The organism is Streptomyces sp. NPDC052109, from assembly GCF_040680195.1.
Classification (GTDB): domain Bacteria; phylum Actinomycetota; class Actinomycetes; order Streptomycetales; family Streptomycetaceae; genus Streptomyces.
Genome location: NZ_JBFAWF010000007.1, coordinates 178952 through 194010, shown reverse-complemented (window position 1 = coordinate 194010; position 15059 = coordinate 178952). Strand labels below are relative to the sequence as shown.

The following is a 15059-nucleotide window of genomic DNA, read 5'->3' as shown; positions in this document are numbered from 1 at the left end:
GACGGGGGCTACAGATGCACGACCGGACAGGTCAGGGTGCGGGTGATCCCGTCCACTTGCTGGACCTTCGCGACCACCATGCGGCCGAGGTCGTCGACCGTGTCGGACTGGGCTCGCACGATGACGTCGTACGGTCCCGTCACGTCCTCGGCCTGGATCACTCCAGGGATCTTGCTGATCGTCTCGGCGACGGTCGACGCCTTGCCGACCTCCGTCTGGATCAGGATGTACGCCTGTACCACGGAACCTCCAGGGCGGCCACGAGGATCATGTGGGGAAAAGGAACGCCACGGTATCGCGTTGCCGCTCCCCGCGGGGAGACCTGCGGGAACCGGGCTTGCGCGCCAGGGTGCAGGCACGACGGAAGTTGACGGTCGCAAGACCGTTCCTACGGTCATCCGGACCGTATCGACGGTCACCTCGACCGTATCGGGGACACTGATGACGCGCGAGTGGGCACGGCAAGGCAGAGAAGGGGAGCAAGGTCGATGAAGGGCACTGTTGGTGAGCTCGGGGAGTTCGGGCTCATCAGGGAGCTCACCTCCCGTCTCACCACCACACCGGCGGTCCGGATCGGTCCCGGCGACGACGCCGCGGTGGTCGCCGCGCCCGACCGGCGGGTGGTGGCGAGCACCGACATCCTGCTGGAGGGGCGGCACTTCCGCCGCGACTGGTCCACGGCGTACGACGTCGGGCGGAAGGCGGCGGCGCAGAACCTCGCCGACATCGCCGCGATGGGCGCCGTACCTACCGCCCTGCTGCTCGGCCTGGTCGTGCCGGCCGAGCTCCCGGTGACCTGGCCGAGCGAGCTGATGGACGGCCTGCGCGACGAGTGCCAGGTCGCGGGGGCCTCCGTGGTCGGCGGGGACGTCGTACGCGGCGACACGATCATGGTGTCGATCACCGCGCTCGGCGATCTGCGCAACCAGGAGCCCGTCACGCGCGCCGGAGCGCAGCCCGGCGACCTGGTGGCCGTGACGGGCTGGCTGGGCTGGTCCGCGGCGGGCTACGCGGTCCTCTCCCGCGGTTTCCGCTCTCCGCGCGCCTTCGTCGAGGCCCACCGCCGCCCCGAGCCGCCGTACCACGCGGGCCCGGCCGCCGCCGCGCTCGGCGCGACCGCGATGTGCGACGTGAGCGACGGTCTGATCGCCGACCTCGGGCACATCGCCGAGGCCAGCAAGGTCCGCATCGACATCCGCTCCGGTGCGATCGACATCCCGACCCAGATGAACGACATCGGGCAGGCCGTGGGCGTCGACCCGATGCAGTGGGTGCTGACCGGGGGAGAGGACCACGCGATCGTCGCGACCTTCCCGCCGGACACCAAGCTGCCGGCCCGCTGGAAGGTCATCGGCGAGGTCCTCAACCCCTCCGCGCTGCCCCAGGTGACCGTCGACGGGGCGCCATGGACCAGCAAGGGCGGCTGGGACCACTTCGGGGACATCGAGTCGTGATCCCGCGTGTGCTGACCGTGGCGGGGTCGGACTCCGGCGGCGGGGCCGGCGTCCAGGCCGACCTGAAGACGATGCTGGCGCTCGGCGTGCACGGGATGAGCGTGATCACGGCGGTGACCGCGCAGAACTCGCTCGGCGTGCAGGGCACCTGGGAACTGCCCGTGGAGGCGGTCCGCGCCCAGTACCGCAGCGTCGTGGACGACATCGGCGTCCAGGCCGTGAAGACCGGCATGCTGGCCTCGGCGGAACTGGTCGAGGCGGTCGCCGAGTTGATCTCCGGCACGGACGCGCCGGCCGTGGTGGACCCGGTGGGCGTCTCCAAGCACGGCGATCCGCTGCTGGCCGCCTCCGCGCTGGACTCCCTACGGACGAAGCTGCTCCCGGTGGCGACCGTGGCGACCCCGAACCTCGACGAGGTGGCGCAACTCACCGGGGTGCGGGTGGAGTCGGAGGGCGACCTGCGACGGGCGGCGGCGGCCGTGCTGGAGTACGGGCCGCGGTGGGTGCTGATCAAGGGCGGACATCTCTCCGGGGACGCCGTCGACCTGCTCACGGACGGTTCCGGGGAGTGCTGGCTGCGGGCTCCGCGCCACGACAACCGGCACACGCACGGCACGGGCTGCACGCTGGCGTCCGCCATCGCGTCGGGGCTGGCGAGGGGACTCTCCGTGCCGGAGGCGGTCACGGCGGCCAAGGAGTACGTCACGGGGGCCATCGCGGCCGGATTCGCGCTGGGGGCGGGGATCGGGCCGGTGGATCACGGGTGGCGGTTCAGGGCCTGAGCCCGGGTACGGCAAAAAGCCGGCCCACCCTCGGGTGGACCGGCTCAGTGCAGCGAACCAGGCAGTGGCCGCGCGCTCAGCTGTAGCGTCAGCGCGAGACCTTGCCGGCCTTGATGCACGAGGTGCAAGCGTTCACGCGCTTCGGCGTCCCGCCGACCACGGTACGCACACGCTGGATGTTCGGGTTCCAGCGGCGGGACGTACGGCGGTGCGAGTGCGAGATGTTGTTGCCGAAGCCCGGCCCCTTGCCGCAGACGTCGCAGTTGGCAGCCACGGGTCACTCCAAAGACTTCAGATGCACTTACGGTTAATCCCGGCATGCCGGGATCGAGATCCTAAAACCTGAGATCTTGAGTGGCGTTGCCAGGGGAACGGCCCGATCGGATCGGGCAACCGGAGCAGCATACAACGGCTGCGCCCGTGCAACGAAACTACCATGGCAGCTCAGGGCCCCGCTCCCGGCCCTCTTCCGGTGGACAGGGTTCCTGGGTCTACGCTGCGACCACGTCCAGCCAGCTCAGGGAGGCGCAGGTGGCGCAGGTGCCGCAGACATTCTTCGATGCTCTCGCGGTGCGCACCTGGTGCGGTCTGGCGCTCGGCGCGCTGGGCCGTGCGCGTGAGGAGATCGACGCCATCAACGTCTATCCGGTGGCCGACGGCGACACCGGAACGAACCTCTACCTCACCCTGGAATCGGCGGCGACAGCCGTGGAGGCGGTGTTCGCCGGCTATGGGACGGGCGCCGGGGAGCCGTCCCTGGCCGACGCCGTGCACGCGATGGCCCACGGTGCGCTCATCGGGGCCCGCGGCAACTCCGGGACGATCCTGGCGCAGCTGCTACGGGGCATGTCACAGGTGCTCGCTCAGGGCGGTGACGCCTCCCACATCGACGGCGCGGGGCTGCGGCTGGCGCTGCGGCGGGCCGCCGACTCCGCCCGGCAGGCCGTGGCCCACCCGGTCGAGGGCACGGTGCTGACCGTCGCCTCGGCCGCCGCCGAGGCCGCCGAGGAGACCGAGGGTGACTGCGGGGCCGTCGCGCGGGCGGCCTACGAGGGAGCCCGTAAGGCTCTGGCGGCCACTCCCGGGCAGCTGGCCGTGCTCGGCCGGGCCGGCGTGGTCGACGCGGGCGGACGCGGCCTCGTGGCCGTCCTGGGGGCGCTGGTGGAGGCGTTCACGGGCGAGGCGGTACAGGAGGCTCCGGCCGCGCGGGCGGGCCTCGCGGCACCGCAGGCCATGGTCGTCGGCGAGGCCCCGGACGCCGTTTCCGGCGGGCACGCGCGCGTGGCGGCCGTGTGCGACGCGGACCTGTGCGCCGACGGCACCGGGGCCGGCGGGCCCGCCTACGAGGTGATCTATCTCCTGGAGGCCGGCGACACGGCCGTGGCCCGGCTCCGGGAACGCCTCGACGCGCTCGGCGACTCCCTGGTCGTGGTCGGCGGCGACGGGCTGTGGAACGTCCATGTGCACGTCGACGACGCGGGCGCCGCGGTGGAGGCGGGCGTGGAGGCCGGGCGGCCGTACCGGATCCGGATCACCCACTTCGGGATCGGGGACGTGCACACCGGCGGCGAGCGGCCCCCGCGCGAGCGCGCCGAGCGGGCGGTCGTCGCCGTCGTACCGGGCGAGGGCCTGGCCGGGCTGTACGCCGAGGCGGGCGCCACGACCGTCCTCGCGCGCCCCGGGGAGCCGCCCGCCAGCGGAGAGCTGGTGCAGGCGGTACGGCGCGCCCACGCGCGCGAGGTCGTCCTGCTGCCCAACGACGCCGAGCTGCGCCACACGGCCGCCGCCGCCGCCGAACAGGCCCGCACCGAGGGCATCCGGGTGGCCCTGATCCCGACCCGCTCGGCGGTCCAGGGCATCGCCGCGCTGGCCGTGCACGAGCCGGGGCGCCGGTTCGACGAGGACGTCGTCCAGATGACGGCGGCGGCGGGCGCCACCCGGTACGCCGAGGTCGTGGTCGCCGAACGCCAGTCCTGGACGACCGCCGGCATCTGCCAGGCCGGGGACGTGCTCGGGCTGATCGACGGCGACGTGGCGGTGATCGGCCCGGACGTCACCGCCACCGCCGCGACCGTCCTGGACCGCATGCTCCAGGCCGGCGGCGAACTCGTCACCCTCGTCGTCGGCGACGGGGCCCCCGAGGCCGTCGCCGAGCACCTGGAGGCCCGGGTACGGGAGTCCTACCTGGCCGTGGACACGATGGTGTACCGGGGCGGCCGGCAGGGGACGCTGCTGCTCATCGGCGTGGAGTGAGGGCGGGGGGCCAGGGCCACTGAGGCGAAGGCCCGGTGTGAGCCGGCCTCACGCCTCCTGTCCGAGCATCCGGGCTGCCTCCGCCCGCCGCGCCCGCACGGTCTCGTCCGCGCCGTCGTCACCCTCGTAGGCCGCGAGTACGGCACGCGCGCGTGCCGCCGCCTCGGCAGGCCGGCCGAGGTCCGCCGCCAGCCGGCCCGCGGCGAGTTCGGCGCCCGTACGGTCGTGCAGCCCGGCCGCGCCCAGCGTGCCGAACAGCACGGCCGCCCGGTCCATCTGGACCAGCGCCGCCTCGAACGCTCCCCGGATCGCCGCGTCTTCGGCCTCCTCGGCCGCCGAACGGACCAGCAGGTCACCGAACTGGCGGTGGGTGTGGGCCAGTTCGTCCGTGAGCTGTTCCCGCACCACCGGGCCGGCCACCGCGTCCAGTGCCTCTTCGCACTCCCGCACCGCCCGCGCCATCAGCTCTCGCGCATCCTCCGCCGCGCCCTCCCCGCGCAGCGCCAGCCAGCCGCGGGCGCGCAGCGAGCGGACGAGGAAGGCCCAGTTGCCCAGCGCCCGCCACAGCTCGCCCGCACGCGCGTAGGCCTGATCGGCCTCCTCCAGCAGACCGGCCCTGCTCAGCGACTCGGCGGCGAGGTGGGCGAGCGTGGCGTGGTCCTGCTGCTCGGGCCAGTGCCGGGCGATCTCCGCCGCCCGCAGCCGGTGTTCCGCTGCCGCGCGGTGGTCACCCAGCTCGCTCAGGCAGTCGCCGAGCCACCACTGCGCCTGTACGACGGCGCCGTCGCCGTGCGTCTCGGCGGACAGGTCGGCCAGCGCCGACTCCAGCACCTCGGCGGCCTCCGCGCAGCGGCCCCGGCGGAGCAGCAGCCCGCCCAGCTGCTGCCGCGCCCAGGCGCCCAGCGTGCCGCTCTCGCCGGCCTCGTCGGCCCAGTGCGCGGCCTCCAGCGCATGCTCGGCGGCCTCGTCGACCTCACCGCGGCCGCCGATCACCTCGGCGAGCTGCAGATGCAGCTGGGCCCGCCCGACCGGCTCCACATACGGGCCGCCGTGCTCCAGCGCGGACCGCAGCGCCCGCTCGGCCCCGGCCTGGTCGCCGGCCTCGTGGGCCAGTGCGGCGACCTGCACCTCGTACTCCACGGCGAACCACGGAACCCCGGCGCTCACATACGCGTGGGCCGCCTGCCCGAACAGCTCCGCGGCCCGCCCGGCGTCCCCGCTCAGCCCGGCCAGCTCGGCCAGCATCGCCCGCGCCTCCGCGGCCCGCGCCGCGATCCGCACGTCGTCGCCGGCCCGCCCACCGACGAGCGCCAGCACTTCCCGCACGGCCTGCTCGGCCTGCGTGAGCGCCTCCTGCGCCCGCCCGGGCACCGGCACCCCGGAGGCCGGCCCGTCCGGCGCCCGGTCCTCCCGCACCGGCGCTTCCGCGTGCACCCGCCGCATCAGAACGCGCGCCCGGCTCATCACCACCGACGCCGTCTGCCGTACCCCGGTGGCCTCGTCGGCGTACAGGGCGAGTGCGTCGTCGTACAGCCCGGTGACCGTCTCCAGCGCCGCGTCCACCTCGCCCGCGAGGGCGCGGACGTACGCTCCCCGCGCGCGTGCCGCCAGTGCCTCGCCGGGGTCGCCCGCCTCCGCGTACAGCTCCGCCGCCCGCTCGAACAGCTCGACGCCCTCGGGACCGCGGGCCATCGCCTCGTGGTCGGCGATCTCCGCGCGGTCGCGCGGCTCCAGCTCCGTGCCGCGCGCGGCCCGCGCGACCGCCGCCCAGGCCTCGAGCGCATGCGGTCGCAGCGTGTCCGACAGCCGCCGCGCCTCGGCGAGCAGGGCCGCCAGGTCGGGCTCCTCGTCGTGCACCTGCGGTGACGGGGGCGCGGCCACCGGTGCCGGCGCCGGGCGCACCGTGCGCACGCCCAGCGGCAGGCGGTCCACCAGCGGCCGCTGGGCCATACGCGCGCGTGCCCGGTCGCCGACGCACGACGTGCCGTTGCGCCGGTCGAACCGCTCGGCCAGTTCGAGTGCCTCCACGCGCGCGTGGGCGGCGAGTTCCCCCGCGGTCCAGGTCCGCCCGGCCGGTCCCGGCACCCGCTGTCCGGCGAGCCCCAGCTCGGTCAGCCGGTTCATCAGCAGCGCCACCACGGCCAGGAACTCCAGCCGGCTGCGCGGATGCCCGTTGTCCGTGAAGTACGCCGGGCGCTCGGCGAGCAGTTCCAGCGCACGCGCCTCGTTCCCGGTCAGCGCGCAGAACTCCACGTGGTCGGCGTAGGCGGCGCGCATGCTCTCCATGGGCCGCACCAGCCGGAAGCCGCGCAGATGGTTCGCGCGGGCCTCGTCCACCCGGCCCAGGCGCAGCAGCGGCCCCAGCGACGACGCCAGCACGGTGTGCGGCTCGTGCGCACAGGTGAACTCGCCCCGGAGCACCGGCTGCCAGAGCTCCAGCGCCTCCTCGTCCCGGCCGCGCGTGACCTGCCAGGTGCCCTGCCCGTGCAGCTCGCAGGCGTGGCAGTCGGCCATCGCGTCCCGGTCCGCGGCGAGCCACGCCGCGTACGCCCGCTCCGCCCGCGGCAGGTCCCCGATGTGCTCGGCCACGCTGAACTCGGCGCCGCGCACGGCCCGTTCGGAGTGCCCGGCGAGCCGGTAGCGGTGCTCCATCTCGCCGAGCCACTTCTCGATCGAGGCGAGCGGGATGTGCGGCTGGTCCAGCAGACCCGCCGACATCCACTTGAAGACCCAGTGCAGCGAGTGCGTCTCGTACTCGTCGAAGTCCTCGGGCCGTTCGTCCCACATGCGCAGCAGCCGCGCGAACGGGACGAACATCTTGTCCTTCTCGGAGCTGTAGTTGTAGACCTTCAGCTGGTGCCCGAGCGCCTCGATCACGGCGAGCGGGATGTCCAGCCGCTCGGCCTCGGCCAGCAGCCGCTCCGCGCGCGCGTTGCGGGCCGGGCCCTCCGGCTGCTCGGAGTTCTCCGCCATCGCCCGGCGCAGCGCGTCGAAGTCCGTGATCTCCGCCATCAGTGACCGTTCTCCCCGTGTGTGGCCCACTCCAGCAGGCCGATGAACGCGCGGTTGAGCAGCGCCGAGTCGGCGGGCCGCAGCGGGCGCTGGGCCATCAGCAGCGCCTGTCCGTACAGCGACTCGGTGGCGGTGCCGATCAGTTCCGGGTCCTTGAGCGAACCGATGCGCCGCACCAGCGGGTTGAGATGGTTGAGCACCAGACGCGCGCGCGGGGCGCTGCCGCGCAGCGAGCCGAGGATGCCCGCCCACAGGTCGTCGGCCTGCTCCTCGGCCGCCGCGCGCGCCTGCTCGTGCCGGGCGGCCCGGTCGTCCAGGTGCAGCGCGGGCACCGACAGCGGATGGAAGGCCCGCAGGACGACGTCACAGCCGAGCGGGTCGAGTTTCGCCCGTGCGGCGGCCAGGAAGCCGGACAGGGCCAGCTCCTCGCCCGGGTCGACCGCGTCCAGGTGCGCGGTGACGGTGTCCGCGTCCAGCTCGGCGACCACTGTCCCCGGCCGCACCGACGGCAGCGCCTCGACCAGGTCGCTGTCGTACGTGTAGCCGCCGTTGACGACCCCGACGCCCTGCGCCGAGGCGATCGGCGCGACCTGCCGGTACTCCTCCACGGTCCGCGTGAAGTGCACCACCGGGTGCCGCTGAGCGAACTCCTCCAGGGACAGCTGCCCGTCGGTCGTCTCGAACGGCAGCCAGGGCAGCATCGTGCGCAGCATCTCCCGATCGTGCCGGGCGAGCGACTTCACCCCCAGGTGGTGCACGGCGAGGAAGTCCGTCAGCCGCTCCGGGTCACCGGCGGCGAGACCCGTGAGCCAGGAACGCATCCTTTCGCCGAGCGCCTCCCGTACGGCGGCCAGCGTCTCGTCCTCGTACAGCGATTCCCGCGAGGCCGTGGGCCGCAGGCTGTCGGTGTCGAGCACACAGCGCACGAAGAACGCCCAGTCGGGCAGCAGCTGTTCGGCCCGCTCGGTCAGCAGCATGCCCTTGAGATGCACCCGGTGGGTCGCCCGCTGGGCGGGGCTCACGGCCGACGGCAGGACGTAAGCCACCCCGCGGATCCCGGCCAGCGGCACGTCCAGGTCGATCGCGTCCAGGGGTGTGAACCCGAACAGCTCGTGGCAGTGCCGGGCCAGCGCCACCCTTCGGCGGGAAGGGCTCGGATACGGTCGGTCCCAGGGCGCGGGCAGTTCGGTGACCGGCTCCTCGCCCACCCGGACGTCGTACGGCAGCAGCGAACCGAAGTCCCGGGCCAGCCGCAGGACCCGCTCGGGCGCCAGCCACTCGGCCGCCCCCGCCCGCGCCGTCAGGTACACGGTCGTACCCGGCTCGGGCCGGTCGGCGTCCGGCAGCGTACGCACGGTGTACGAGCCGTCGTCGCGCGCCGTCCACTCCACCGGTGGCGCGCCGGGCGTACGGGCGCTGCGGCTGACCACCCGGATCCGCTCGGCGACCACGAAGCAGGCGAGCAGGCCGATGCCGAACTGGCCGAGGAAGTCCGAGCGGGCCTCCTGCAGGCCCTCGGCCCGCTTGGAACTGCGCCCGATGGTGGCCAGCAGGTCGTGTACGTCCGCCTCGGTGAGCCCGATGCCGCTGTCCTCCACCCGCAGGCCGCCGTCCGCCGGATGCAGCCGGACCAGCGCCGGGGCATCCGGGTCCGCGGCCCGTCGGGCGGTGACGGCGTCCACCGCGTTCTGCAGCAGCTCGCGCAGGTAGACCTTGGGACTGGAGTAGAGGTGATGGGAGAGCAGGTCCACCAGACCGCGCAGGTCGACCTGGAACGTGTGAGGTGTGTGAGGTGACTGGGATGCCTGTGAGGTCTGGGAGTCCATCGTCACTGCGCCGGAGGGGGGAGTGCGTGCGGCGCGGGGTCGGGCGGTCCCGGACGAGCGGTGACCGCGAAGGATGGCCGGAGCGCGCCATCCTAGAGCCGAAAGAGCGCACCTGACCAGGGGTTTCCGGATTCGTCCGGCATTGCGCGAAGAATCCGCGTGCCGCAGTCCCGGGCGCATCCGCAGGGCAGCGCTACGGCATTGTCAGTGCCGTGGTGTGCAATGGATCTCGTGCCCGCACTGCAAGAACCACTGAAGCAGCCACTGAAGTCGGTGCTCGGCCCCGCCACCGCGAAGGTGATGGCCGAGCACCTCGGCCTGCACACCGTCGGCGACCTCCTCCACCACTACCCGCGCAGATACGAGGAGCGCGGCCAGCTCACCCACCTCGCCGACCTCCCCATGGACGAGCACGTCACGGTCGTCGCCCAGGTCGCCGACGCCCGGCTGCACACCTTCGCCTCCGCGAAGGCCCCTCGCGGCAAGGGCCAGCGCCTGGAGGTCACGATCACCGACGGCAGCGGCCGGCTCCAGCTGGTCTTCTTCGGCAACGGCGTGCACAAGCCCCACAAGGAGCTGCTGCCGGGCACGCGCGCGATGTTCGCCGGCAAGGTCTCGGTCTTCAACCGCCGCCTCCAACTGGCCCATCCCGCGTACGAGTTGCTGCGCGGCGACAGCGACGAGACGGTCGAGGACTGGGCCGGCGCGCTGATCCCCCTCTATCCGGCCACCGCCAAACTGGAGTCCTGGAAGATCGGCAAGGCGATCCAGACGGTGCTGCCCACCGCCCAGGAAGCCCTCGACCCGCTGCCGCCCTCCCTGCGCGAGGGCCGCGGCCTGCTTCCGCTCCCCGAGGCCCTCCTCAAGATCCACCGCCCGCACACCAAGGCCGACATCGCCGGCGCCCGCGCCCGCCTGAAGTGGGACGAGGCCTTCGTCCTCCAGGTCGCCCTGGCCCGCCGCTGCCACGCGGACACCCAGCTCCCCGCCGTCCCCCGCACCCCCGAGCCGGACGGCATCCTCACGGCCTTCGACGACCGCCTGCCCTTCACCCTCACCGACGGCCAGCAGAAGGTCTCCAAGGAGATCTTCGACGATCTGGCCACGGAACACCCGATGCACCGCCTGCTGCAGGGGGAGGTGGGTTCGGGCAAGACCCTGGTCGCCCTGCGCGCCATGCTCGCCGTGGTCGACTCGGGCGGCCAGGCGGCCATGCTGGCGCCCACCGAGGTCCTCGCCCAGCAGCACCACCGTTCGATCACCGAGATGATGGGCGAGCTGGCCGAGGGAGGCATGCTGGGCGGCGCCGAGCACGCCACCAAGGTGGTGCTGCTCACCGGTTCCATGGGCGCCGCCGCCCGCCGCCAGGCCCTGCTCGACCTGGTCACCGGTGAGGCCGGCCTCGTCATCGGCACCCACGCCCTGATCGAGGACAAGGTGCAGTTCCACGACCTCGGCCTGGTCGTGGTCGACGAGCAGCACCGCTTCGGCGTGGAGCAGCGCGACGCCCTGCGCGGCAAGGGCAAACAGCCCCCGCACCTGCTGGTCATGACGGCCACCCCGATCCCGCGCACGGTCGCCATGACGGTCTTCGGCGACCTGGAGACCTCCGTCCTCGACCAGCTCCCCGCCGGCCGCTCCCCGATCGCCAGCCACGTCGTCCCCGCCGCCGACAAGCCCCACTTCCTGGCCCGCGCCTGGGAGCGGGTCCGCGAGGAGGTGGCCGACGGCCACCAGGCGTACGTCGTCTGTCCCCGCATCGGCGACGAGGAGGACGACCCCAAGAAGGCCGGCCAGAAGACGTCACCCGAGGACGAGGCGGAGAAGCGCCCGCCGCTCGCGGTCCTGGACGTCGCCGACCAGCTGAGCCGCGGCCCCCTCCAAGGCTTGCGGGTGGAGGTCCTCCACGGCCGCATGCACCCGGACGACAAGGACGCGGTGATGCGCCGCTTCGCGGCCGGCGAGACGGACGTCCTCGTCGCCACCACGGTCATCGAGGTCGGCGTGAACGTCCCCAACGCCACGGCGATGGTCATCATGGACGCCGATCGCTTCGGCGTCTCCCAGCTCCACCAGCTCCGCGGCCGCGTCGGCCGGGGCTCGGCCCCGGGCCTGTGCCTCCTGGTCACCGAGATGCCCGAGGCCGGCGCGGCCCGCCAGCGGCTGAACGCCGTCGCCGCCACCCTCGACGGCTTCGAGCTCTCCCGCATCGACCTCGAACAGCGCCGCGAGGGCGACGTCCTCGGCCAGGCCCAGTCCGGCGCCCGCTCCTCCTTGCGCGTTCTCGCGGTCATCGAGGACGAGGAGGTCATCGCGGAGGCGCGGGAGGAGGCGACGGCGCTGGTGGCGGCCGACCCCGAGCTGGAGCGTCTGCCGGGCCTTCGTACGGCCCTGGACGCCCTTGTGGACGAGGAGAGGGAGCAGTACCTGGAAAAGGGGTGAAGGAGGCGTACCCAGGGGCGCGGGGAACCGCGCCACCAGCCACAATGAACCGTAATGCCGCCCACGAAGAAGGACCCCACATGACCCGCGTGATCGCCGGTACGGCAGGCGGACGGCGCCTCTCGGTACCGCCCGGCACCGGAACCCGGCCGACATCCGACCGCGCACGCGAGGGCCTCTTCTCCACCTGGCAGTCCCTCCTCGGCGGCCCGCTGGACGGCGAACGGGTCCTCGACCTCTACGCCGGCTCGGGCGCCGTGGGCCTGGAAGCCCTCTCCCGGGGCGCGAGCCACACGCTCCTCGTCGAGGCGGACGCCCGCGCCGCGAGGATCGTCCGCGAGAACGTGAAGAACCTGGGGCTCCCGGGCGCCGAGGTCAGAGCAGGCAGAGCGGAACAGATCATCAGGCAACCGGCCCCGGAAAAACCGTACGACCTCGTCTTCCTCGACCCCCCGTACGCCGTCACGGACGACGATCTTCGCGAGATTCTGCTCACACTCCACTCGGAAGGCTGGCTCGCTGAGCAAGCGCTGGTCACCGTGGAGCGCAGCACCAGAGGCGGCGAATTCCAGTGGCCGGACGGCTTCGAGGCGATCCGGTCCCGTCGCTACGGCGAGGGAACGTTTTGGTACGGTCGCGCCGCCTCTACGTGCGAAGACGCACGATGACCGGACCGGAGAGCGAGGGATCACAAGTGCGCCGCGCCGTCTGTCCCGGGTCGTTCGACCCGATCACCAACGGACACCTCGACATCATTGCCCGAGCCTCCCGTCTGTACGACGAGGTGTACGTCGCGGTGATGATCAACAAGTCCAAGAAGGGCCTGTTCGAGATCGAGGAGCGGATCGAGCTGATCCGCGAGGTCACCGCCGACTACTCCAACGTCCGGGTCGAGGCCTTCCACGGCCTCCTCGTCGACTTCTGCAAGCAGCGCGACATCCCCGCCATCGTCAAGGGCCTGCGGGCCGTCAGCGACTTCGACTACGAGCTGCAGATGGCCCAGATGAACATCGGCCTCACCGGCGTCGAAACGCTGTTCGTGCCCACCAACCCCACCTACAGCTTCCTCTCCTCCTCGCTGGTCAAGGAGGTCGCGGCCTGGGGCGGCGACGTCTCCCACCTGGTGCCCGCCCCGGTGCTCCAGGCCCTGAACAAGCGTCTGCGCAAGGATTGATGGGGCTACAGTCGTCCCGTCCGTCTCCAACCCGGCTGTAGAGAGTGGCGAGCACAGGTGGACGTGCAGAAGAAGCTCGACGAGATCGTCTCCACGGTCTCCGGCGCCCGGTCCATGCCCATGTCGGCGTCGTGCGTGGTCAACCGCGCCGAGCTGCTCGCGATGCTCGAAGAGCTGCGCCAGGCGCTGCCCGGCTCCCTCGCACAGGCGCAGGAGCTGATCGGCGGCCGTGAGCAGATGGTCGAGCAGGCCCGGCAGGAGGCCGAGCGGATCATCGAGACCGCGCACGCCGAGCGCGGCTCGCTGATCTCCGACACCGAGATCGCCCGCCGCTCCCAGGCCGAGGCCGACCGGATCCTCGCCGAGGCCCGCCAGGAGGCCGAGGAGATCCGCGCCGACGCCGACGACTACGTCGACTCCAAGCTCGCCAACTTCGAGGTGGTCCTCACCAAGACCCTCGGCTCGGTCGGCCGCGGCCGCGAGAAGCTCCTCGGCACCGGCCCCGGTCTGGACGAGAACGGCTACGAGGACGAGGACGCCCCCGAGCGCAGCCACGACCCGGAGACCCTGCGCCACAACGCCGACCAGTACGTCGACGTCAAGCTCGGCGCCTTCGAGGCGGTCCTCGCCAAGACCCTGGAGGCGGTGGGCCGCGGCCGGCAGAAGCTGCACGGCCGGATCGCCACCGACGACCTCGGCGCCCTGGCCGACGACACCACGACCTTCCAGCACTCCAGCGACGCCGACTACCTCGCCGACCTCGCGGCCCTCGCCGACCAGGACACCCAGGCCGAGCGCGCGGCCCAGCAGCCCCAGCAGCCCCAGCAGCCGGCGTACGAGCCGCAGCCCGCCTATGGGTACGACCAGCAGCAGCCGGACCCCTACGGCGGTTTCCCGCAGCAGCCCACCTACGCCCAGCAGGACCCGTACGGCTACCAGCAGGCCGATCCGTACGCCTACCAGGGCTACGACCAGCAGCAGGCCGCCTACGACCCCCAGCAGGTCCAGCAGCAGGCCGCTCAGCACCAGTCGCAGCAGGGCTACGCCCTCGACGAGACCAGTCTCTTCGACACCGGCATGATCAGCGCGGAGCAGCTGAGGGCGTACGAGCAGGGCCGGGGGCTGTAGGGCCGGGGACGCGCCGCGCGACCGCCCTCCGACCACCGGATTGGGTCGAGAGCGAAAGGTCCAGTATCCTGGCTCTTCGGTCGCACGTACGTCCGCGATCTCCGCTGCCCTGAGCACCGACGGGCGGCGGCCCTCCGAGCTCGAAGATCGAAAGCAGGAATGGCTTCCAACGCCCGCCTCGACCACCGCAACCCCCTTGTGTTCGACACGCACGAGCTGGGTCGGCGTCCTGGCGCGCTGCAGCGCCTGACCCGCACGATCGACGCTCCCGCAGATCTCGGCATCCAAGGGGTCATCGGAGTGCCGGAAGGCGCCCCGGTGGAGCTCGAACTCCGGCTCGAGTCGGTCATGGAAGGGGTGCTCGTCACAGGCACCGCCCGTGCACAGGCCGAGGGGGAGTGCGTAAGGTGTCTGGAGCCGGTCGGGCTGGAGCTCGAAGCGGACTTCCAGGAACTGTTCTCGTACCCTGACGCCGACGACCGGGGCCGCGTGATCGCGGAGCCGGGCGACGACGCCGAGGACGACGAGGACCGGTTCTTCCTCGAGGACGGACTGTTCGACCTCGAACCTCTGCTGCGCGATGCGGTGGTGCTCGCACTGCCGATGCAGCCGGTGTGCCAGGAAGACTGCCCGGGCCTGTGCTCCGAGTGCGGAGCGCGGCTCGCGGACGACCGGGACCACCACCACGACGCCGTCGACATCCGTTGGGCGGCTTTGCAGGGACTCGCCGGTTCACTCGAAGACGGCGAGAAGGACGAGATGAGCGGCGCCGAAGCGGGCGTCGACGAGAAGCAGGAGAAGTAGCCGTGGCTGTTCCGAAGCGGAAGATGTCGCGCAGCAACACGCGCCACCGCCGGTCGCAGTGGAAGGCTGCGGTCCCCACCCTGGTTGCGTGCGAGCGCTGCCACGAGCCCAAGCAGCAGCACATCGCGTGCCCGTCTTGTGGCACCTACAACAAGCGCCAGGTCCTCGAAGTCTGAGCGGGCTG

13 protein-coding genes are annotated in these 15059 nt (G+C 72.6%); 9 read left to right on the top strand and 4 right to left on the bottom strand.

Annotated elements, in window-relative coordinates; all coding sequences use genetic code 11:
• Positions 1-8: 8 nt before the first annotated feature.
• Entirely contained in the window at positions 9-242 is a 234-nt protein-coding gene (locus tag AB0L59_RS17325) for an Lrp/AsnC ligand binding domain-containing protein (protein ID WP_053137604.1), read from the bottom strand.
• Between the two features lie 246 nt (positions 243-488).
• Here AB0L59_RS17325 and AB0L59_RS17320 point away from each other — a divergent pair, with 246 nt between their 5' ends.
• Together AB0L59_RS17320 and thiD are read left to right on the top strand one after the other, a co-directional pair.
• A complete protein-coding gene (locus AB0L59_RS17320) occupies positions 489-1454 on the top strand; it encodes a thiamine-phosphate kinase (protein WP_365583971.1) in 966 nt (321 codons plus the stop codon).
• On the top strand, positions 1406-2236 hold the full coding sequence (gene thiD, locus AB0L59_RS17315) for a bifunctional hydroxymethylpyrimidine kinase/phosphomethylpyrimidine kinase (RefSeq protein WP_365583968.1): 831 nt from the start codon (positions 1406-1408) through the stop codon (positions 2234-2236). Before AB0L59_RS17320 ends, thiD begins: the two co-directional genes overlap by 49 nt.
• 88 nt (positions 2237-2324) lie before the next feature.
• Here thiD and rpmB read toward each other — a convergent pair whose 3' ends face one another.
• A complete protein-coding gene (gene rpmB / locus AB0L59_RS17310; protein ID WP_003993230.1) occupies positions 2325-2510 on the bottom strand; it encodes a 50S ribosomal protein L28 in 186 nt (61 codons plus the stop codon).
• 257 nt (positions 2511-2767) lie between these two features.
• On the opposite strand from rpmB, the gene AB0L59_RS17305 reads away from it, so the two are divergent.
• Complete coding sequence (locus AB0L59_RS17305) at positions 2768-4489, top strand: DAK2 domain-containing protein (RefSeq protein ID WP_365583966.1); 1722 nt, start codon at positions 2768-2770, stop codon at positions 4487-4489.
• Between the two features lie 48 nt (positions 4490-4537).
• Here AB0L59_RS17305 and AB0L59_RS17300 read toward each other — a convergent pair whose 3' ends face one another.
• Both AB0L59_RS17300 and AB0L59_RS17295 read right to left on the bottom strand, forming a co-directional pair.
• Positions 4538-7501: a tetratricopeptide repeat protein gene (locus tag AB0L59_RS17300; RefSeq protein WP_365583963.1), complete on the bottom strand. Its 2964-nt coding sequence runs from the start codon at positions 7499-7501 to the stop codon at positions 4538-4540.
• Entirely contained in the window at positions 7501-9327 is a 1827-nt protein-coding gene (locus AB0L59_RS17295) for an HSP90 family protein (protein ID WP_365583960.1), read from the bottom strand. Before AB0L59_RS17295 ends, AB0L59_RS17300 begins: the two co-directional genes overlap by 1 nt.
• A 222-nt stretch (positions 9328-9549) precedes the next feature.
• On the opposite strand from AB0L59_RS17295, the gene recG reads away from it, so the two are divergent.
• The 6 genes from recG to rpmF all read left to right on the top strand — a co-directional run bounded on the left by recG (position 9550) and on the right by rpmF (position 15051).
• The gene (gene recG / locus AB0L59_RS17290) at positions 9550-11769 is read left to right on the top strand and encodes an ATP-dependent DNA helicase RecG (protein WP_365583958.1); all 2220 of its coding nucleotides are present in this window, start codon (positions 9550-9552) and stop codon (positions 11767-11769) included.
• 80 nt (positions 11770-11849) lie between these two features.
• Complete coding sequence (rsmD, locus tag AB0L59_RS17285) at positions 11850-12437, top strand: 16S rRNA (guanine(966)-N(2))-methyltransferase RsmD (protein WP_365583956.1); 588 nt, start codon at positions 11850-11852, stop codon at positions 12435-12437.
• A 26-nt stretch (positions 12438-12463) separates the two neighbouring features.
• A complete protein-coding gene (coaD, locus tag AB0L59_RS17280; RefSeq protein ID WP_365584371.1) occupies positions 12464-12943 on the top strand; it encodes a pantetheine-phosphate adenylyltransferase in 480 nt (159 codons plus the stop codon).
• Between the two features lie 57 nt (positions 12944-13000).
• Complete coding sequence (locus tag AB0L59_RS17275) at positions 13001-14071, top strand: ATP synthase F0 subunit B (RefSeq protein ID WP_365583955.1); 1071 nt, start codon at positions 13001-13003, stop codon at positions 14069-14071.
• Positions 14072-14230: 159 nt separating this feature from the next.
• On the top strand, positions 14231-14875 hold the full coding sequence (locus AB0L59_RS17270; RefSeq protein WP_365583953.1) for a YceD family protein: 645 nt from the start codon (positions 14231-14233) through the stop codon (positions 14873-14875).
• Positions 14876-14877: 2 nt separating this feature from the next.
• Complete coding sequence (gene rpmF, locus AB0L59_RS17265; RefSeq protein ID WP_003951102.1) at positions 14878-15051, top strand: 50S ribosomal protein L32; 174 nt, start codon at positions 14878-14880, stop codon at positions 15049-15051.
• The last annotated feature ends 8 nt before the right edge of the window (positions 15052-15059 follow it).

Bases quoted from the DNA above. Each gene is read 5' to 3' on its own strand.
- AB0L59_RS17320 (WP_365583971.1), top strand. From the start codon at position 489: ATGAAGGGCACTGTTGGTGAGCTCGGGGAGTTCGGGCTCATCAGGGAG.
- thiD (WP_365583968.1), top strand. From the start codon at position 1,406: ATGGACCAGCAAGGGCGGCTGGGACCACTTCGGGGACATCGAGTCGTG.
- AB0L59_RS17300 (WP_365583963.1), bottom strand. From the start codon at position 7,501: ATGGCGGAGATCACGGACTTCGACGCGCTGCGCCGGGCGATGGCGGAG.
- AB0L59_RS17295 (WP_365583960.1), bottom strand. From the start codon at position 9,327: ATGGACTCCCAGACCTCACAGGCATCCCAGTCACCTCACACACCTCAC.
- recG (WP_365583958.1), top strand. From the start codon at position 9,550: ATGGATCTCGTGCCCGCACTGCAAGAACCACTGAAGCAGCCACTGAAG.
- rsmD (WP_365583956.1), top strand. From the start codon at position 11,850: ATGACCCGCGTGATCGCCGGTACGGCAGGCGGACGGCGCCTCTCGGTA.
- AB0L59_RS17270 (WP_365583953.1), top strand. From the start codon at position 14,231: ATGGCTTCCAACGCCCGCCTCGACCACCGCAACCCCCTTGTGTTCGAC.